15 protein-coding genes are annotated in these 19340 nt (G+C 57.8%); 5 read left to right on the forward strand and 10 right to left on the reverse strand.

Annotated features, from left to right (window positions below; translation table 11 throughout):
• Positions 1–7: 7 nt before the first annotated feature.
• The 5 genes from ltaE to M2406_RS01930 form a co-directional block, all read right to left on the reverse strand.
• Positions 8–1024, reverse strand: coding sequence for a low-specificity L-threonine aldolase (ltaE, locus tag M2406_RS01910; RefSeq protein ID WP_115182852.1), 1017 nt, complete (start codon positions 1022–1024; stop codon positions 8–10).
• Positions 1025–1120: 96 nt separating this feature from the next.
• Positions 1121–2842, reverse strand: coding sequence for a ubiquinone-dependent pyruvate dehydrogenase (gene poxB / locus M2406_RS01915; protein WP_012006097.1), 1722 nt, complete (start codon positions 2840–2842; stop codon positions 1121–1123).
• A gap of 205 nt (positions 2843–3047) precedes the next feature.
• Positions 3048–4052, reverse strand: coding sequence for an NADH oxidoreductase (gene hcr / locus M2406_RS01920; protein WP_112363524.1), 1005 nt, complete (start codon positions 4050–4052; stop codon positions 3048–3050).
• 54 nt (positions 4053–4106) lie between these two features.
• A complete protein-coding gene (hcp, locus tag M2406_RS01925; RefSeq protein ID WP_017892245.1) occupies positions 4107–5756 on the reverse strand; it encodes a hydroxylamine reductase in 1650 nt (549 codons plus the stop codon).
• A gap of 171 nt (positions 5757–5927) precedes the next feature.
• Entirely contained in the window at positions 5928–6824 is an 897-nt protein-coding gene (locus M2406_RS01930) for a lysine exporter LysO family protein (RefSeq protein ID WP_012006100.1), read from the reverse strand.
• Positions 6825–7016: 192 nt separating this feature from the next.
• Between M2406_RS01930 and M2406_RS01935 the strand changes: the two genes are divergently transcribed.
• Positions 7017–8681 (forward strand): ATP-dependent endonuclease, encoded by a 1665-nt coding sequence (locus tag M2406_RS01935; protein WP_012006101.1) that lies wholly within the window; start codon positions 7017–7019, stop codon positions 8679–8681.
• Here M2406_RS01935 and M2406_RS01940 read toward each other — a convergent pair.
• Positions 8678–9646, reverse strand: a complete 969-nt coding sequence (locus M2406_RS01940) for a VirK/YbjX family protein (protein WP_259188294.1) — start codon at positions 9644–9646, stop codon at positions 8678–8680. The two genes, M2406_RS01935 and M2406_RS01940, sit on opposite strands and share 4 nt — an antisense overlap.
• A gap of 191 nt (positions 9647–9837) precedes the next feature.
• Here M2406_RS01940 and macA point away from each other — a divergent pair, with 191 nt between their 5' ends.
• Positions 9838–10953, forward strand: coding sequence for a macrolide transporter subunit MacA (gene macA, locus M2406_RS01945; RefSeq protein WP_026142292.1), 1116 nt, complete (start codon positions 9838–9840; stop codon positions 10951–10953).
• Positions 10953–12899, forward strand: a complete 1947-nt coding sequence (gene macB, locus M2406_RS01950) for a macrolide ABC transporter ATP-binding protein/permease MacB (protein WP_112363528.1) — start codon at positions 10953–10955, stop codon at positions 12897–12899. Before macA ends, macB begins: the two co-directional genes overlap by 1 nt.
• Positions 12900–13100: 201 nt before the next feature.
• Here macB and cspD read toward each other — a convergent pair whose 3' ends face one another.
• Positions 13101–13322 (reverse strand): cold shock-like protein CspD, encoded by a 222-nt coding sequence (gene cspD, locus M2406_RS01955; RefSeq protein WP_012006105.1) that lies wholly within the window; start codon positions 13320–13322, stop codon positions 13101–13103.
• Between the two features lie 358 nt (positions 13323–13680).
• Here cspD and clpS point away from each other — a divergent pair, with 358 nt between their 5' ends.
• The gene (gene clpS / locus M2406_RS01960) at positions 13681–14001 is read left to right on the forward strand and encodes an ATP-dependent Clp protease adapter ClpS (protein ID WP_004928347.1); all 321 of its coding nucleotides are present in this window, start codon (positions 13681–13683) and stop codon (positions 13999–14001) included.
• 27 nt (positions 14002–14028) lie between these two features.
• Positions 14029–16308, forward strand: coding sequence for an ATP-dependent Clp protease ATP-binding subunit ClpA (gene clpA, locus M2406_RS01965; protein WP_012006106.1), 2280 nt, complete (start codon positions 14029–14031; stop codon positions 16306–16308).
• 212 nt (positions 16309–16520) lie between these two features.
• Here clpA and infA read toward each other — a convergent pair whose 3' ends face one another.
• The 3 genes from infA to M2406_RS01980 all read right to left on the reverse strand — a co-directional run bounded on the left by infA (position 16521) and on the right by M2406_RS01980 (position 19338).
• Entirely contained in the window at positions 16521–16739 is a 219-nt protein-coding gene (infA, locus tag M2406_RS01970; RefSeq protein WP_002211347.1) for a translation initiation factor IF-1, read from the reverse strand.
• A gap of 106 nt (positions 16740–16845) precedes the next feature.
• Entirely contained in the window at positions 16846–17571 is a 726-nt protein-coding gene (aat, locus tag M2406_RS01975; RefSeq protein ID WP_012006107.1) for a leucyl/phenylalanyl-tRNA--protein transferase, read from the reverse strand.
• 30 nt (positions 17572–17601) lie between these two features.
• Complete coding sequence (locus tag M2406_RS01980) at positions 17602–19338, reverse strand: heme ABC transporter ATP-binding protein/permease CydC (protein WP_259188304.1); 1737 nt, start codon at positions 19336–19338, stop codon at positions 17602–17604.
• Positions 19339–19340: the final 2 nt, after the last annotated feature.

The raw sequence follows: 19340 nt of genomic DNA on the forward strand, positions 1-19340 counted from the left end.
CAAGCACTCAGGCGTGCTGCCTGAGGAACTGCTGCCATAAATCGACCACTTGCTGCAAATCCTGACGGCTGACGTCAAGGTGGGTCAGAATGCGCGTCAGTGGCCCGCTACTGATCAGCACGCCGCGCTCACGCATCCAGGGACCCAGCCTGGCCGCCAACTCTGGTGACTGGCGCAGGTACAGCACGTTGGTCTGCGCGCCCGGTTCGACGATTTCCACGCCAATCCGCTGCAGTTGCTGTTCCAGCCATTTGGCATTGTCGTGATCTTCACGCAGCCGTTCGACATTGTGCTCCAGCGCATAGAGACCGGCCGCCGCCAGAATGCCGGCCTGCCGCAGGCCACCGCCGGTCATTTTACGCCAGCGCAGGGCCTGCTGGATAAAGGCTTCGCTGCCGCACAGCAAGGAGCCCACCGGCGCGCCCAGCCCTTTCGACAGGCAAATGGTGAAGGTGTCGCAGTACTGCACAATCTCTTTCAACGGCACATTTAGCGCGACGGCGGCGTTAAAGATACGTGCGCCGTCGATGTGTAACGCCAGTTGATGCTCGCGGCTGAATTGCCAGGCCTGCTGCAGGTACGCCAAGGGCAGCACACGGCCGCTGATGGTGTTTTCCAGGCTCAGCAGGCGCGTTTTGGCAAAGTGGATATCGTCGGGTTTGATGGCCGCCGCGACCTTATCTAGCGGCAGGGTGCCGTCCGGGTCAGCTTCAATCGGCTGTGGCTGGATGCTGCCGAGCACCGCCGCGCCGCCGGCCTCGTATTTATAGTTATGCGCCTGCTGGCCGACAATGTACTCGTCACCGCGCTGGCAATGGCTCAGCAACGCCACCAGGTTGGCCTGAGTGCCGCTTGGCAAGAACAGCGCCGCCTCTTTACCGGACAGACGGACCGCTTCTGCCTCCAGAGCGTTGACCGTGGGGTCATCGCCGTAAACATCATCACCCACTTCTGCCTGGGCCATGGCCTCGCGCATCGCGGCGCTGGGGCGGGTCACGGTGTCACTGCGTAGATCGATAAGCATAAAAATCCTTTTCCCCTTCATCTTTCAAGCCGCAGCGTTATTGGCTGCAACTTGAAATTTGTTGGAGATAGTTTTAGCTGAAAGAGGACACGATTATTAACGCAACCAGTTGGTTTTTGCCAGCTCGACCACTTCGTCACCGCGGCCGTTGATAATGGCGCGCAACATATACAGGCTAAAGCCCTTGGCCTGCTCGAATTTGATCTGCGGCGGCATCGCCAGTTCCTGTTTGGCGGTGACGACGTCCAGCAGTGCCGGGCCGGGATGCGCCAGCATTTCCTGCAGCGCCCCATCCAAATCAGAAGCTTTCTCTACGCGAATGCCTTTGATGCCGGCGGCGTTGGCAATCGCCGCAAAATCAGGATTGTGCAGATCGGTGCCGTCAGTCAGGTAGCCACCGGCCTTCATTTCCATCGCCACGAAGCCCAGCACGCTGTTGTTGAAAATCACAATCTTGACCGGCAGTTTCAGTTGGGCCAGCGACAGGAAATCCCCCATCAGCATGGTGAAGCCGCCGTCGCCGCACATGGCGATCACCTGTTTGTCCGGTTCGGTGGCCTGTGCGCCAATCGCCTGTGGCATGGCGTTAGCCATCGAGCCATGATTGAACGACCCGAGCAGGCGGCGTTTGCCGTTCATCTTCAGATAACGAGCGGCCCACACCGTTGGCGTACCGACGTCGCAGGTGAAGATGGCGTCATCGCTGGCGTATTGGCTGAGCTGTTGCGCCAGATACTGCGGGTGAATCGGCTGATCGTCATTGGCCGTCGCCAGCCCGTCGAGATCCTTGCGCGCAGTGCGGTAGTGCTCCAGCGCCTTGTCGAGGAACGCACGGTCGCTCTTGGGTTCCAACTGCGGCAGCAGGGCAGTGAGGGTGGTATGGATATCCCCCACCAGCGCCATATTGACCGGGCAGTGTGCGCCGATGCTGCCGGGGTTGATGTCGATCTGAATGATATTGGCATTGGTCGGATAGAAGGCACGGTACGGGAACTGGGTACCGAGCAATACCAGTGTGTCGGCGTTCATCATGGCGTGGTAGCCGGAAGAGAAACCGATCAGGCCGGTCATGCCGACGCTGTAAGGGTTGTCCCATTCGATATGCTCTTTACCGCGCAGTGCATGAACCACCGGAGCCTGCAACAGTTCGGCCAACTTGACCACTTCGTCATGGGAGCCTGCACAACCACTGCCGCACATCAGCGTAATGTTCTTCGCCTTGTTCAGGGTCTCCGCCAGCCTGTTCAGTTCGCTCATTGGCGGTTGCACCAGCGGCAGTGCCGGGGTGTGCCACACCATGCTGGCGTCTTCCGGTGCCATCCGCAGCGCCACGTCGCCCGGCAGGACGATCACCGACACGCCGCGATTGAGGATCGCCTTGCGCATGGCGATTTCCAGTACCCGGGGCAACTGTTCCGGGTTAGAGACCAGTTCACAGTAGTGGCTGCATTCGCGGAACAGTTCTTGCGGGTGGGTTTCCTGGAAATAGCCACTGCCGATTTCGCTGGAGGGAATGTGTGCGGCAATCGCCAATACCGGCACATGATTGCGGTGGCAGTCGAACAGACCGTTAATCAGATGCAGGTTACCGGGGCCGCAGGAGCCGGCACAGACCGCCAACTGACCCGTCAACTGGGCTTCTGCTCCGGCGGCGAAGGCGGCGACCTCTTCATGGCGGGTTCCCAGCCATTCGATGGTGCCCATACGGTGCAGGCTGTCGCTGAGGCCGTTGAGCGAATCGCCGGTGACGCCCCAAATGCGTTTCACACCGGCCTGTTCCAGAGTTTTGGCGATCAGTGTGGCTATAGTTTGCTTCATAATTCCCCCAAGCGTTGTAAAGGTCCCTTTATCTTTCAAACCACAGCGTGTGCCGCCTGGCCGTGACTTGAAATCTATTGGGTATGACTTATCAGTCTTTCTCAAATAAACGCAGTAACGAACATGGAACCGGGAAAGTGTAGAAGGGGAAGGTAAAGCCTGCTTGCCGATAAATGCCCCATCGTGGCCGACGGGGCAGAAAGCATCAGGCGAGGGTGACGTCACCTTGCAGTTGGCAACTGCAGGCCAGCACATAGCCCTGGGCGATTTCAGCCGCCGTCAGCGTCATGCTGCTGGTGGTGGTGTAGTCACCTTCGAGGATGCGGGTTTTACATGAACCACACACCCCAGCGCGGCAGGCGGCGTTGACCGGCAGCGCGTGAGCTTCCATTGCCGCCAGCAATGTGCTGCCGACCGGTACGCGGAACTCACGCAGCGGGCGGGCGGTGCGCAAGGTTAATCCTTCGCCCTGTTCGCCATCGGTGGCTGCCGGGGTATGGAACTGCTCTTTATGGAAACGGTCGGCCGCTACGCCCAGCTGCAGGCAAAGCCGTTCTGCCTGAGCCATATAGGGGGCCGGGCCGCAGGTCATCACGGTGCGCTCAGTGATATCCGGCGCCGCCTGGCGCAGCACTTCGGCACTGATTCGCCCATTGAGATAACCTGGTTGAATGTCCTGTTCGGCCATCAGCGTCAGTCGCAGTTGCGGGTGCGTGGCGCATAACTCGCGCCATTGCTCGGCAAAAATGGTATCGGCGGGAGTGCGTACGTTAAAGATCACTGCGATATCACAGGCCGGGCGATTGGCCACCAGCCAGCGACACATGGAGATGATCGGCGTTACGCCGCAGCCGGCCGCCAGCATCAGGTAACGATCGGCCGGATGTTGTTCACAGCTGAACTCGCCTTGCGCATCGGACAGCCACAGCGTGTTGCCGGGTTTGACTTCGCCGGTTAACCAGCGCGAACCCACGCCGTCCGGCAGGCAACGTACACTGATGCTGAGGAAACGGCTCTGGCCGGGCGAAGAGGAGAGCGTATAGGCGCGCAGAGTGTCTTCGCTATTACGGATACTGACCAGCGCAAACTGACCGGGTTGATAAGGGTAAAAAACATCGCAGATCAGGTTGAGCGTCCAGACGTCGGCGGTTTCCTGCTGGATCGAATGCACCTGCATGCGGTTGGGGCAAAGTGGGCTGGGTTGGGTCATTGGGCACCTCAAAAGCAAAGGGGCCGTCATCTGCGGCCCCGGGAAACAGCAGCATTAGCCGAGCAGGGCTTGCAGATCCTGATCTACGGTAGTGATCGGGCGCATACCGAATTTTTCGTTCAGGATCGCCATCAGGTTGTCGGTCAGGAAGCCCGGCGCGGTTGGCCCGGTAACAATGTTTTTAACCCCCAATGACAACAGCGTCAGCAGGATGACAATCGCCTTTTGCTCAAACCACGACAGCACCAGGCTCAGTGGCAGTTCGTTGACCGAGCAACCGAGGGTGTCGGCGAGTTTCACCGCCAGCATGATGGCGGAATAGGCGTCGTTACACTGACCGACGTCCAACAGGCGTGGCAAGCCTTCCAGGGTACCGAAATCCAGCTTGTTGAAGCGGTATTTGCCGCAGGCCAGCGTCATGATCAGGCAGTCTTGTGGAACGCTGCGGGCGAAGTCGGTGAAATAGCTGCGCTCATCGCGGCTACCGTCACAGCCGCCGACCAAAAAGACGTGACGCAGTTTCTTTTGTGACACCAGGTCGATCACCGTATCGGCCGCGTTGAGCAGCGTCTGGCGGCCAAAGCCGACGGTGATCATATGTTCGATTTCGCTATAGGGGAAACCACTCATGCCCTGCGCCTGAGCGATCACCTGGCTGAAATCGTCCCCTTCCAGATGGTTAACGCCCGGCCAGCCGACGATGCTGCGCGTCCAGATACGATCGCCATAGTTACCGACATTGGGATCGATAATGCAGTTAGAGGTCATCAGGATCGGGCCGGGGAATTTGGCGAACTCGGTCTGCTGGTTCTGCCAGCCGCTGCCGTAGTTGCCCACCAGATGCTTGAATTTTTTCAGTTCCGGGTAGCCGTGCGCCGGCAGCATTTCACCGTGGGTGTAAACGTTCACGTCCTGGCCTTCGGTTTGCTCGAGCAACATGCGCAGATCTTTCAGATCATGGCCGGAGATCAGAATGGCTTTGCCTGCCACCGGACGAACGTTCACCGCACTTGGCACCGGATCGCCGTAAGCCTGAGTTTCGCCGTGATCGAGGATCGCCATCACGTTGAAGTTCATTTTGCCGATGCCCATGGCGTTGTTCAGCAGGGTATCCACGTCGCGCGGCTGGGTGCCGAGCCAGGCCATAAAGGCGTGGTAGTCGGCGTAGATCTGGTCATCGGACTGGCCCAGTACGTGAGCGTGCTCCATATAGGCCGCGGCGCCTTTCAGGCCGTACAGGCACAGCATGCGCAGGCCGTGTACGTCGTCGCCGACCTCGGCTTTATCGGTATTGAGGGCAAACTGCGCGGCCTGCTGTAGCAGCGAAGGCATATCATCGCCGGCCAGCTGCAGACTGGCCAATGGGTGTTCGACATGGACGCTGGCGTCCAGCAGACGGCAACGGGTGGCCAGAGATTCGCGCAGGGCGATGGTTTCGCGTGCGTAACCGATAATACGATCTGAATCGAAGTTGACGTTGGTCAGGGTAGAGAAGAAAGCACGCGGGGCAAAGCTGTCGATATCATGATCGACGATCCCGAGCGCCCTGGCTTGCAGCGCCCAGGCGGAAAGCCCCTGTAACGCCGCGACCAACAGATCCTGCAGGTCGGAGGTTTCCGCCGTTTTGCCGCACATACCCTGGGCATAAGAGCAGCCGTTGCCTGCCGGGGTACGGATAGTTTGTTCACATTGCACACAAAACATAATCGCTTCCTTTTTAAAGTTGCATTTATAATGCTTGTTTATGAGCATAGATCGGCAACCGGGGCTTAAAAAGGCTTTTGTGATGCTACCAAGGGCAAGTTTGATTTAGCGCAATTTTACCGTGCGGATGGGAATTATTACGCTTTCCGGGGGCGAACCCCCGGAGAGGGTTTAAGAGAACAGGGCGATCAGTACCGGTGCCAGCAGGCTGAGCAGAAAGCCATGCACGATGGCCGGTGGCACTATCTCCATCCCCCCGCTGCGTTGCAGCACCGGCAGGGTAAAGTCCATGGAGGTGGCGCCGCACAGACCCAGCGCTGACGAGCGGCTACGACGTACCAGAGTAGGGATCAGCACTATGGCTACCAGTTCACGCGCCAGATCGTTAAAGAAGGCCGCGCTGCCTAACACCGGGCCATAGGCGTCGGTGATTAAAATGCCGGAAAGCGAATACCAGCCAAAACCGGACGCCATGGCCAGCCCGGCCTTAATCGGCAGCCCCAGCAGTTGTGCCGCCAGCGCACCGCCGGCCAGTGAACTTATCACCACCACCACGGCGACTATCATGCCACGTCGGTTAAGCACTATTTGGCGTAGCGTCATGCCGCTGTTGCGCAGTTGGATGCCCACCAGCAGCAGCAGGAAGATCAGGGCGTATTCGCTGCCTTTGTTGGCAAACTGCAGCCATTGCCACTGCGTCAGGCCGAGCAGGAAACCGCCGAGCACCACGCCGCAAAGCTTGAGCGATTCGAGCGCCATATGCAGGCGTGAGGGCAGTTTTTCCTGTTTATGGCTGTTGTGCCACGGCATTTTGCGTTCCAGCAGTGCCAGCATCAGCAAACTGGCGGCGAGAATGCACAGGAAAAACACCGAAGCATACTGGAATATCAACACCAGGTTGCTGCTCAGGTCCTCCAGAAACGCCAGGCTGATACCCATGAAAAACAGGATCACGTAGACCATCCAGCTCAGCAGGCGGTTGATGGTTTGCAGTAAAGTCCGGCTACGTAGCGCAATGAGGTAACCGGCAATCAGCGGTAACAGAATAATCAGCAGTCCTGAATACATGGTGAAGCTTGCGTCCTTTGTTCTGAGGGCGGCGCCTGGATGAGCGGCGAGGCTCCACACGCTAACCAAAACCACGTCCGGAGTAAAGCGGCAGATTTGACGTCGTCCGCTTGACCTGCAAGGGGTTTTTTGACCATGCTCTGAGGAGGCCACCCCATTAAGGACGGTGACCGCGCGCACGGGAGGCGACAGATGTTCTTAGAGCGAATCGAGATTGTAGGTTTCCGCGGCATTAACCGGCTGTCACTGATGCTGGACGACAACACGCTGCTGCTCGGCGAAAATGCCTGGGGTAAATCCAGCCTGCTTGACGCGCTGACCCTGCTGTTGGCACCGGAACCCAAGCTGTACCGTTTTGAAGCGCACGATTTCCATTTCCCGCCGGGTGAGGAAGAGGCCAAAGATCGGCACCTGCAGGTGGTATTTACCTTCTGCGAGAAAGATATCGGCCATGCTCATCTACCGCGTTACCGCCACCTGTCGCCGCTGTGGGTCAAGGGCGGGGATAACCTGAACCGCATTTATTATCGCTGCGAAGGTGAACTGGCCGATGACGGCACGGTGTGCACCTGGCGCGGTTTCCTGGATGCCGACGGTAATCCGATGCAGTTGCACCATATTGAGCAACTGGCACACGCCATTATCCGTATCCACCCGGTACTGCGCCTGCGCGATGCTCGTTTTATCCGCCGCCTGCGGCCCAGCACGTTAAATGATGAACATCCGGCCGATAACAAGGCGCTGGCCCAGCAGTTGGATCAACTGATGCGTGAGCTGGTGCGCAACCCGCAAAAGTTGACCAACGCCGAACTGCGACAGGGGCTGGCGGCTATGCAGCAACTGTTGGAACACTACTTTGCCGAGCAGGGGTCACAGGTGACGCGGCCGCGCCGGAAACGGCTGGATCAAGATCAGGATCAACAGGCATGGCGCTCACTGGACAGCATCAACCGTATGGTGGCCGAACCCAATAGTCGCAGCATGCGTCTTATTTTACTGGGCATGTTTTCTACGCTGTTACAGGCCAAGGGCAGCGTCAAACTGGATCCGCACGCCCGGCCGCTGCTGCTGGTGGAGGATCCGGAAACGCGCCTGCATCCGATCATGCTTTCGGTAGCCTGGGGGTTGCTTAACCAACTGCCGCTGCAGCGCATCACCACCACTAACTCCAGCGAACTGGTCTCCCTGGTGCCGGTTGAGCACGTTTGTCGGTTGGTGCGTGAGTCGGGACGGGTGGCCACTTATCGTCTTGGGCCGCGCGGGCTGGGGCCGGAGGATGGGCGGCGCATTTCTTTTCATATTCGGTTTAACCGGCCGTCATCGCTGTTCGCCCGTTGTTGGCTGCTGGTAGAAGGCGAAACCGAAGTCTGGCTGCTCAACGAGCTGGCTCGCCAGTGCGGTTATCATTTTGAGGCGGAAGGGGTACGGGTGATCGAATTCGCCCAGTGCGGCCTGAAGCCGCTGCTGAGGTTCGCCCGGCGTATGGGCATTGAGTGGCATGCGTTGGTGGATGGCGATGAGGCAGGGCGCAAATACGCCGGCACCGTCCGCGGCATGCTGGATAACCATGAGGATAACGAGCGTGACCGGCTGACCGCGTTACCGGCGCCGGATATGGAACACTTTATGTTCCGTGAAGGTTTCAGCCCGGTCTATTACCGGGTCGCCTCCGTGCCGAGCAATGCTCAAATGCCGGTACGCAAGGTGATCCTCAAGGCAGTGCATCACTCGTCGAAGCCCGACCTGGCCATTGAGGTGGCGATGCAAGCGGGCGAGTGGGGCACGGATTCGGTGCCGCCATTGCTGAAAAAAATGTTCTCACGCGTGATCTGGCTGGCGCGCGGCAGGGCCGACTAGGCCCCGGCAAAACGGGGTTGGTTGCTGAAATGCTCGGCCATCCCCTGTTCCAGCTCGTCCAGCAGTTGATAGCGGCGGCGATATTCTGCACGTTTTTTGCTGGCCACCTCTTCGATCGGTTTACGGGCGATCTGCTCCGGCAGCAGGAAATAGCCGCTTTCCAGCATCTTGCCGCCCATTGATGTCCAGAATTGATCGTAATCGGCATGCAGTTGGTCTTTCTTTTTACTGTGATAGCGCCAGTTTTGGTAGATATGTGTGGCATTGCCGACCGCCACAATTTGCTGAATGCCCAGATGGCGCGCCAGAGTGCAAATCCCTTCCAGCACCAGCCGTTTTGGGAACAACCCGTGACACTCTTTGGTGGCCTGCTGTATTTCGGCGTGCGGCACCTGGTGATTGGCTCCCTGTAACCCCCCGATAAACAGCGTGGGCTGTTGCTGATAGTGCATCAATGCAAAGGTGATTTCCGCCAGCATAATCCCGTTGCCATTACGCAGCAGCAGGGTGGCTTCCCCTTCCTTATTCAGATGATCGATGGCTGCCAGCTCCAGTGAAACGGCGGCACCACTCTTACCGCAGGCGCTGGTCAGCAAAAAGGGTTTGTTCAGATGACCGAGCAGCATTTTCATCGGCATACGTTGCTTGCTGAGATCGTAATGATCGCGCAGGGCGAACAGGCTCTCGATTTTGCTCATGTTCGCCGCCAGATACGGGCGATGCAGCTTGCACGGTAGATTGGGCTGCGCGTTCAGTATTTCATCCAGCAAAGGGTTGGATGCCAGCGTATTGAGCAGAGCGCTGGTGGTCGGCCAGCGAAATAATGAACGGCCGATAAACTTCAGGCGAAATGATGTTTTCTTCCAGGCTTTGCTGGGTGCCTTGTCGCCATTGGCCAGCGCCGTCATCAATTGCCAGCCGTTAAGCGGGCGTGCAGATACGAGTGGATAGCTGAGCTGAGACATGATGAAATCCTTGGCTGTGTTGAATGGCGCTATTTCACCAAGCCTTCACTAAACGGGAGTTCAATGCAGAATGTAACCAAGGGTGTCTCCACATTGTGTTGAACCAAGGTTTAGTTATTCATCATCGTGCGTGATAATTTAGCTCCGCTGTCGCTGTTGGCAGCATGAATTGCAACAGGCAGGAACCTATTTTGACGTGGTTTAAAGGACATAAGCGACGCTGGGTCATGGCGCTAATCGTACTGGTGGCGATCGTGGCGATGGCGGCCTGGCACTTCAGCCACCCGGCCCCGACTCCATTTAAAACGGTGAAGGTGGTCAAGGGCGATCTACAGCAAAACGTACTGGCAACCGGCCAGCTTGACGCGGTACGCAAGGTTGACGTGGGTGCGCAGGTGAGTGGGCAGTTGGAAAGCCTGTATGTCGAGATCGGCGATCGGGTTAAAAAAGGCCAGTTGCTTGGGGTAATCGATCCGCAACAGGCGCAAAACAGCATCCGTGAGGGTGAGGCGACGTTGCGTGAGCTGCACGCCCAGTTGCAACAGGCGCAGGCTGAGCAACAGCTGGCGGCGGTAACGCTGCAGCGTAATCAGGCGTTGGCCAAACTGCAGGCGGTGTCACGCCAGGATCTGGATCAGGCGGCGACACAGTTGGCGGTGAAGAAGGCGCAGGTGGGTACCATTCAGGCGCAGATCGCCAGGAATCAGGCCAGCCTGGATACCGCCAAGATCAATCTGGCGTTTACCCGTATAGAAGCACCGATGGACGGTGACGTGGTGCAAATCACCACGCTGCAGGGCCAGACGGTGATAGCCGCGCAGCAGGCACCGAACATTTTGACGCTGGCGGATCTCAGCACCATGCTGGTGAAGGCTCAGGTGTCGGAAGCGGACGTCATCAGCCTCAAGCCGGGCCAAAAAGCCTGGTTTACCGTGTTGGGCGATCCTAACCGACGCTTTGACGGCGTGCTGAAAGATATTCAGCCAACGCCGGAAAAGGTCAATAACGCCATCTTTTACTATGCGCGTTTTGAAGTGCCCAATCCCGAGGGATTATTGCGACTGCAGATGACGGCGCAGGTGCATATTCAACTGGCGGGCGTCAACCAGGTGCAGGTCATTCCTCTGGCAGCGTTGGGCGATCAAATCGCCGATAATCGCTACCATGTTTCGATATTGAAACAGGGCAAGGAGGAAAAGCGCGAGGTGGCCATTGGCCTGCGTAATAATATCGACGTGCAAATTCTCAGCGGACTGAATATTGGCGATGAAGTGATTGTCAGCCGTGGCGGCGCGGAGGCTCTCTGATGGCCGCGCTGTTGGAACTGAGCGGCATCAGCCGCAGCTATCAGTCGGGCGACCAGACCGTAGCGGTGTTGAAGGACGTGAGCCTGAGCATCAATGCCGGTGAAATGGTGGCGATTATGGGAGCCTCCGGCTCCGGCAAGTCGACGCTGATGAATATTCTTGGCTGCCTGGATAAGCCCAGCGCCGGCGTTTATCGGGTGGCCGGACAGGACGTGGCGACGCTTGATGGGGATGCGCTGGCCCGGTTGCGGCGTGAGCATTTCGGCTTCATCTTCCAGCGTTATCATTTACTGCCTCATCTGAGCGCGGCGCATAACGTTGAGGTCCCGGCGGTGTATGCCGGACTGGGTAAGGCAGCACGGCGCGAGCGTGCGATTGCGTTGTTACAGCGTTTGGGGCTGGGTGAACGCGTTGGCTACCGGCCAAGCCAGCTTTCCGGCGGCCAGCAGCAGCGGGTCAGTATTGCCCGTGCGCTGATGAACGGGGGGCAGGTGATCCTGGCGGATGAGCCGACCGGTGCCCTCGATAGTCATTCTGGCGAGGAGGTGATGACCATCCTCAAGCAACTGCGTGAGCAGGGGCATACGGTGATTATCGTCACTCACGATCCGGCGGTGGCTCAGCAGGCTGAGCGGATCATTGAAATTCGCGACGGAGAGATCATCGCCGATTCACGCCCGGAACGGCAGAGCAACCCGAACGCCAAACCGCTGGAGATGGTGGCACCGGCGCCGTCCTGGCAGCAAACGACCGGCCGTTTTCGTGAGGCATTGGTGATGGCCTGGCGAGCGATGGCGGCAAGTAAAATGCGCACCGCGCTGACCATGTTGGGCATTATTATCGGCATTGCCTCGGTGGTGTCGATCCTGGTGATCGGCGACGCCGCCAAACAGATGGTGCTGGCGGATATCAAGTCCATCGGCACCAATACGGTCGACATTTACCCCGGCAAGGACTTCGGCGACGACGATCCGACCTTCCGCCAGGCACTGAAATACGACGATCTTGAGGCACTGCGCGAGCAGCCTTATGTCAATGCGCTGTCGCCCACGATTGCCAGCAGCATGCGGTTGCGCTTGGGTAACGTCGATGTGGCGGCCAATGTTACCGGGGTCAGCGAACAGTTTTTCCGCGTCTACGGCATGACCTTTACCCAGGGCGTCGGTATCGATCAACTGCAGGTGCAATCGCAGTCGCAAACGGTGGTCATCGACGCCAATACTCAGCGCCGGTTATTCCCCAATATAAAGGACGTGGTAGGTCAGGTGATCCTGGTGGGCAATATGCCGGCGACGGTGGTTGGCGTGGCGAAGGAGAAGCAGTCAATGTTCGGCAGCAGCAAGACGCTGAACGTCTGGGTGCCCTACAGCACCATGGCCAACCGGCTGATGGGTAACGCCTATTTCGATTCGATCACGGTACGTATTCGCGAGGGCTACAATAGCCAGGAAGCGGAGCAGAAGTTGACGCGTTTGCTGACGCTGCGCCATGGCAAGAAAGACATCTTCACCTATAACATGGACAGCCTGGTGCAGACCGCAGAAAAAACCACGCGCACGCTGCAGCTTTTTCTGACGTTGGTGGCGGTGATTTCACTGGTGGTTGGCGGCATCGGCGTGATGAACATCATGTTGGTGTCGGTGACGGAGCGTACTCGCGAGATCGGCATTCGTATGGCGGTCGGTGCTCGCTCCGGGGACGTGCTGCAGCAGTTTCTGATTGAAGCGGTACTGGTGTGCCTGGTGGGTGGTGCCCTGGGCATTACGCTGTCGTTTGCCATCGGCCTGCTGGTGCAACTGGTGCTACCGGGCTGGCAGATCAGTTTCCCTCCGGCAGCGTTGTTGAGTGCGTTTGTCTGTTCTACCGCCATTGGCGTGGTGTTTGGCTATCTGCCGGCACGCAGCGCAGCGCGGCTTAACCCGATTGACGCTCTGGCTCGCGAATAGCCTGGCCTGCCCTATGAATTTCAAGCTGCAGCTAGGCGCCCAGCTCGCTCATTCTCAGGCGCTTACTTGAGTAAGTAACTGAGGTGAGCGAGTGCAGGTAACAACGCTGCAGCTTGAAATACGACGGGCATAATAAAAAATGCCAGTCATACGGCGGCTGGCATTTTTTTTCGGTGTTTCAGACTGACTGGGTGGAAGCGTTTAGGCCAACGCCTCGCTTTCCACTGGCACAATAAGACTCGCATGATTCCCTTTTGGCCCCTGGTGCACGTCAAAACTGACCTGTTGGCCAGCTTTTAGCGTCCGGTACCCATCCATCTTAATCGTAGAATAGTGGGCGAATATGTCTTCGCCACCGCCTTCAGGACAAATAAACCCAAACCCTTTGGCGTTGTTGAACCATTTAACAGTACCCGTCTCCATGCTTTTACATCCCTCGCAACGCTATTTTTAGGTGAGATGAATAACTGAATTCGCACCCGCCAGTGGCAGGCGGCAGATGAGCCTGAAAGTGGTTAAAACACCACCAGCCCATGAATTTACACTCTAGAGCAAATGATTATCACGTCAAGGGATCGGCTTTTGTGGCAGCGAGCAGTTCATCAAAGTTTGAAGCAGGTAACGCTATTGACATTGTTTGGTAACAATTCGTCAGAGATATTTGCGCACGTTCCAGTGCGGCGGGATGCTGGCGAAGATGATAAAATAGTATGGATACCCCACTTTGAATAACCGGAACCTGTCCCCATATAAAAGGACAGAGCAGAGAAGATGAGCAGCGATGGGCAATAACAACGATTGGCTAAATTTTGAACACTTGGCCGAAGAAAAACAAATCGATGCGGTAAAACCGCCGTCTATGTATAAAGTTATACTTAACAACGACGATTACACACCGATGGAATTTGTGATTGACGTTCTGCAAAAGTTCTTTTCTTATGATATTGAACGCGCAACGCAACTGATGCTCACGGTCCACTATCAAGGCAAGGCGATCTGCGGTGTATTTACCGCCGAGGTGGCGGAAACCAAAGTCGTGCATGTGAACCGTTATGCCAGGGAGAACGAGCATCCGTTGCTTTGTACGCTGGAAAAAGCCTGAATAAGGCAATCTATTGGGGAGGTGCTTATGCTCAATCAAGAACTGGAACTCAGTCTCAACATGGCTTTCGCCAGAGCGCGTGAGCACAGACACGAGTTTATGACCGTGGAGCACCTGTTGCTGGCGTTACTCAGCAACCCTGCCGCGCGGGAAGCGCTTGAGGCATGTACGGTGGACCTGGCCGCATTACGCCAGGAACTCGAAGCCTTTATCGAACAAACCACGCCGACGCTGCCCGCCAGCGAAGAAGAGCGCGACACTCAGCCGACGCTCAGCTTCCAGCGCGTACTGCAGCGTGCGGTATTCCATGTCCAATCTTCCGGCCGCAGCGAAGTCAGCGGCGCCAACGTGCTGGTGGCAATTTTCAGCGAGCAGGAGTCGCAGGCGGCTTACCTGCTGCGCAAACACGACGTCAGTCGTCTTGACGTAGTGAACTTCATTTCACATGGCACACGTAAAGACGAGCCGGGCCAAGCGCCGAATGCGGAAAACCCGGTGAATGAAGAGCAGTCCGGAGGGGAAGACCGTATGGAAAACTTCACCACCAACCTCAACCAACTGGCCCGGGTGGGCGGTATCGATCCCCTGATTGGCCGTGGTCCTGAGCTGGAGCGTGCCATTCAGGTGTTGTGCCGTCGCCGCAAGAATAACCCGCTGTTGGTGGGTGAGTCCGGCGTGGGTAAAACCGCGATTGCCGAAGGGCTGGCCTGGCGCATCGTGCAGGGCGACGTCCCGGAAGTGATGGCGGACTGTACGCTGTATTCGCTGGATATAGGATCGTTGCTGGCCGGTACCAAATACCGCGGCGATTTCGAGAAACGCTTCAAGGCCCTGCTGAAACAGTTGGAGCAGGACAAGAACAGCATCCTGTTTATCGATGAGATCCACACCATCATCGGTGCCGGAGCGGCTTCCGGTGGGCAGGTAGATGCCGCCAACCTGATCAAACCGCTGCTTTCCAGCGGCAAGATCCGGGTCATAGGTTCGACCACCTATCAGGAATTCAGCAACATCTTTGAAAAAGATCGCGCCTTGGCCCGTCGCTTCCAGAAAATCGACATTATCGAGCCGACGCCGGAAGAGACCATTCAGATCATCAACGGCCTGAAAACCAAGTACGAAGCGCACCACGATGTGCGTTATACCGCGAAAGCGGTGCGTGCCGCGGTTGAGCTGTCGGTGAAATACATCAACGACCGTCATCTGCCGGACAAGGCTATCGACGTGATCGACGAGGCGGGGGCTCGCAGCCGGTTGATGCCGGTCAGCAAGCGCAAGAAAACCGTTAACGTTTCTGACATTGAGTCGGTGGTGGCGCGTATCGCACGTATCCCGGAAAAAACCGTGTCGGCGAGCGATCGCGATGTGTTGAGAAGCCTGGGCGACCGCCTGAAAATGCTGGTATTTGGCCAGGATCAGGCGATTGAAGCGCTGACCGAGGCAATCAAGATGAGCCGTGCGGGTCTGGGCCACGATCGCAAGCCTGTCGGTTCCTTCCTGTTTGCCGGGCCAACCGGGGTCGGGAAAACCGAGGTTACGGTACAGCTGGCGAAGGCGATGGATATCAAACTGCTGCGCTTTGACATGTCCGAGTATATGGAACGTCATACCGTTAGCCGTCTGATTGGCGCGCCTCCGGGCTATGTCGGCTACGACCAGGGTGGTCTGCTGACCGACGCGGTGCTCAAGCATCCGCACTCGGTCGTACTGCTCGATGAAATCGAGAAGGCGCATCCGGACGTGTTCAACCTGCTGCTGCAGGTGATGGACAACGGGACCCTGACCGACAACAACGGCCGTAAGGCGGACTTCCGCAACGTGATCCTGGTGATGACCACCAACGCTGGGGTGCGCGAGACAGAACGTAAATCGATCGGCCTGGTCCAGCAGGACAACAGCACCGACGCGATGGAAGAGATCAAAAAAGTGTTCACGCCGGAATTCCGTAACCGTCTGGACAATATTCTTTGGTTCAACCATCTGTCGACCGAGGTGATCCAGCAGGTTGTCGATAAGTTTATCGTCGAACTGCAGGCGCAGCTGGATGCGAAGGGCGTGTCGCTGGAAGTGAGTGACGAAGCGCGTGACTGGCTGTCAGTGAAAGGCTACGACCGTGCGATGGGCGCTCGTCCAATGGCGCGTGTGATGCAGGAAAACCTGAAGAAACCGCTGGCTAACGAACTGCTGTTCGGCTCGCTGGTGGACGGCGGCTCGGTGAAGGTCGAGTTGGACAAGGAAAACCAGAAACTGACTTATCAATTTATCAGCGCGTCAATGCGCAAGGCGGACGAGGGTGCGGTGCACTAAGTCTGGGGTCAGATTCAGATAAAGAAAAAGCGATGCTTCGGCATCGCTTTTTTTATGGGTGAAAATCATCACCACAACAGAAATGATTGAGCCCTCTCAGTTTACCTGCGCACCTGCAACTCGATGTTGAACGTTGCTACGGGGGTAAACGGAAAGGGCTCCGGAGGCATTACATCCTCGGTGCCGCCATCGGCTGGCGACGAGTGAGCCGATTAACGGCTACGGAAGACAATGCGGCCTTTGCTCAGGTCGTACGGGGTCAGCTCTACAGTGACTTTGTCGCCCGTCAGGATGCGGATGTAGTTCTTGCGCATTTTACCGGAGATATGTGCGGTTACCACGTGCCCGTTTTCTAACTCAACGCGGAACATGGTGTTCGGCAGCGTATCAAGAACGGTGCCCTGCATTTCAATATTGTCTTCTTTGGCCATCGAATCCTCTAGGTCTAACTACCTTAGTTTTTAACCGGCAAGATAATGCCGAAAAACCCACATTATGTAAAGAAGTGTCGGTGAACATTGCACCGTTTCCGCAAAATTAGTTTGTTGGGGAGGGTGGTTCAACCTGCTGTGGGGGTAACACTTGCGGTGCCCAGCATTCTGGCGCTAATGGCTTGCGCTGAAGTTGGCTGAGCTGCTGCAAAAATTGTCTTCGGGGGATCTCTTTCGCTCCCAGCGTGGCAGTGTGAGCGTTAAGCACCTGACAGTCAATCAATTCTCCGCCATAAGCGGCAAAATGGCGGCAAAAAGTCATCAGGGCGCACTTGGAAGCGTTGGTGGTACGGCTAAACATGGATTCGCCACAAAATAGCGCCCCCTGAGCCACGCCGTACATGCCGCCGACCAGTTCGTCGCCCTGCCACACCTCGATTGAATGGGCGAAGCCAAGGCGGTGCAGATGCAAATAGGCGCGCTGTACTTCCGGGCCAATCCAGGTGCCTTCTTCCGGTCGATCGGCGCAGGCGGCGATCACCGCCGCAAAGTCGTGATTTAGCGTCACGCGAAAGGGGTTACTGCGCAGAAAGCGTTTCAGACTGCGGCTGATATGGCGCTCGGCCGGGAACAGCACCGCGCGTGGGTCCGGCGACCACCACAAAATGGCTTCCCCCGGTGAAAACCAGGGGAAAATGCCGCGTTCATAGGCGGCCAGCAAGCGCGGCGCGGTCAAATCACCGCCAATCGCCAGCAGACCGTTAGGATCGCGCAGCGCGCCCTCAGGAGAGGGGAACGCCAGTGAATGCGGTGACAGCTTAACTATGCGCATAAAAGGTCTCAGCGTCCTCTACAGGCCATTTTACAGCGGTATGCCACTGATGCGTTGGCGGAACCGGGCATAACGCCCCTGTTGACGCATCAGGGTGAGATGATCGCCTTGCTCGACAATCTGGCCGCCGTCCATCACGCAGATACGGTCCATGTACTCCAGCCCATACAGACGGTGGGTCACCAGGATCAGCGTTTTACCCCGGCAGTGCCGGCGCAGCAGCGCCAGGATCTGCTGTTCGGTTTCGGCGTCCAGGCCTTCGGTCGGTTCATCGAGCAACAACAACGGCGCCTGATGCAACAGCGCACGGGCAATGCCCAGACGGCGCTGCTCACCGCCGGAAAGCTGGCGACCGCCATCTCCCAGCCAGGCGTTCAGCCCTTCGTTGTCCAGCAGCTTGTCCAGGCCGACCTGCTGCAATACTTCGCGCAATTGTTCATCGGTCGCTGCAGGCGCGGCGATGCGCAGGTTTTCGCGCAGTGTATCGCTGAAAATATGCACCCGCTGACTGACCACGGTGGTCATCTGGCGCAGCGTGGTTTCATCGTAAGCACTCAGTGGCTGGCCATTGAGCAGCACCTGGCCGCTGTCGGCGTTCCAGGCGCGGGTTAGCAACTGCAGCAGGGTCGATTTGCCACAGCCGGTACGCCCGAGCAGCGCAATGTGTTCACCGGCGGCAATCTCCAGCGAGACATCCTGCAATACCGGCAGCGGCTGGTCGGGGTAAGTGAAAGTGAGTTGCTGCAGGCTCAGTGTGGCAAGGTTCTCGGTCGCCGGGCCATGGGCCGGGAAGGTCACTTCCGGCTGTCGGTCGATGACCTGCTTCACCCGCGTGGCGGAAGCGATCACCTGACCCAGATGCTGGAAAGCACCGGCCACCGGCATCAGCGCTTCAAACGAGGCCAGCGCGGCAAACACGAACAGCGCAATCAGCGCACCGGGTTGGCTGTCGCCGCCGATTCCGGCCGCGGTGAGCCACAGCATCAAAGTGACCGTCAGGCCACTGGCCAAAATCATCAGCGCCTGTGCCATGCCACCCAAAGAAGCCTGTTGCCATTGACGGCGCTGCCAGCGCTGCTCGGTGGCATCCAGACGGGTACGGAAGCTTTCAACGGCACCGAACACCACCAGCTCGGCCTGGCCCTGCAGCCAGGCGGTCAAATCGGTACGGTACTGACCGCGCAGTGCGGTCAACTGACCGCCAATCGGCTTACCTGCACGATAAAACACCGGTGGCACCAACAGCAGTAACAACAGCAGAATGCCGCCCAGCGTCAGGGCCAGCGTGGTGTCCAGCCAGCTCAGGCCATAGGTCACCACCACAATCACCGCGGCGGCGCTGACCAGCGGCGAGATCACCCGCAGGTACAAATGATCCAGAGTATCGACATCCGCCACCAGACGGTTAAGCAGATCCGCCTGGCGGAAGCGAGCAATGCCGCCCGGCGACAGCGGCAGGATCTTTTTAAAGGTAAATACCCGCAGATGGGACAGCACGCGGAAAGTGGCATCGTGGCTGACCACGCGTTCGGCGTAGCGCCCGGCGGTGCGGAAAATGGCGGCGCCCCGGACACCGGCAGCAGGCAGCATGTAGTTGAAGGTAAACAGACCCGCCAGCCCGGCGAGGGCAGAGGCGGCAAGGAACCAGCCGGACAGCGCCAGCAGGCCGATGCTGGCCAGCAGCGTGACGATGGCCAGCACGATGCCTAAACAAATCAGCAGGCTGTGACGACGGTATAGCGCCAGAAACGGCAGCAAAACGCGCATAA

Source organism: Serratia sp. BIGb0163 (genome assembly GCF_024809935.1).
Taxonomy (GTDB): domain Bacteria; phylum Pseudomonadota; class Gammaproteobacteria; order Enterobacterales; family Enterobacteriaceae; genus Serratia; species Serratia quinivorans.

Bases quoted from the DNA above. Each gene is read 5' to 3' on its own strand.
- infA (WP_002211347.1), bottom strand. From the start codon at position 16,739: ATGGCCAAAGAAGACAATATTGAAATGCAGGGCACCGTTCTTGATACG.
- M2406_RS01930 (WP_012006100.1), bottom strand. From the start codon at position 6,824: ATGTATTCAGGACTGCTGATTATTCTGTTACCGCTGATTGCCGGTTAC.
- M2406_RS01935 (WP_012006101.1), top strand. From the start codon at position 7,017: ATGTTCTTAGAGCGAATCGAGATTGTAGGTTTCCGCGGCATTAACCGG.
- cspD (WP_012006105.1), bottom strand. From the start codon at position 13,322: ATGGAGACGGGTACTGTTAAATGGTTCAACAACGCCAAAGGGTTTGGG.
- hcr (WP_112363524.1), bottom strand. From the start codon at position 4,052: ATGACCCAACCCAGCCCACTTTGCCCCAACCGCATGCAGGTGCATTCG.
- M2406_RS01980 (WP_259188304.1), bottom strand. From the start codon at position 19,338: ATGCGCGTTTTGCTGCCGTTTCTGGCGCTATACCGTCGTCACAGCCTG.
- poxB (WP_012006097.1), bottom strand. From the start codon at position 2,842: ATGAAGCAAACTATAGCCACACTGATCGCCAAAACTCTGGAACAGGCC.
- ltaE (WP_115182852.1), bottom strand. From the start codon at position 1,024: ATGCTTATCGATCTACGCAGTGACACCGTGACCCGCCCCAGCGCCGCG.
- aat (WP_012006107.1), bottom strand. From the start codon at position 17,571: ATGCGCATAGTTAAGCTGTCACCGCATTCACTGGCGTTCCCCTCTCCT.
- clpA (WP_012006106.1), top strand. From the start codon at position 14,029: ATGCTCAATCAAGAACTGGAACTCAGTCTCAACATGGCTTTCGCCAGA.
- M2406_RS01940 (WP_259188294.1), bottom strand. From the start codon at position 9,646: ATGTCTCAGCTCAGCTATCCACTCGTATCTGCACGCCCGCTTAACGGC.
- clpS (WP_004928347.1), top strand. From the start codon at position 13,681: ATGGGCAATAACAACGATTGGCTAAATTTTGAACACTTGGCCGAAGAA.
- macB (WP_112363528.1), top strand. From the start codon at position 10,953: ATGGCCGCGCTGTTGGAACTGAGCGGCATCAGCCGCAGCTATCAGTCG.
- hcp (WP_017892245.1), bottom strand. From the start codon at position 5,756: ATGTTTTGTGTGCAATGTGAACAAACTATCCGTACCCCGGCAGGCAAC.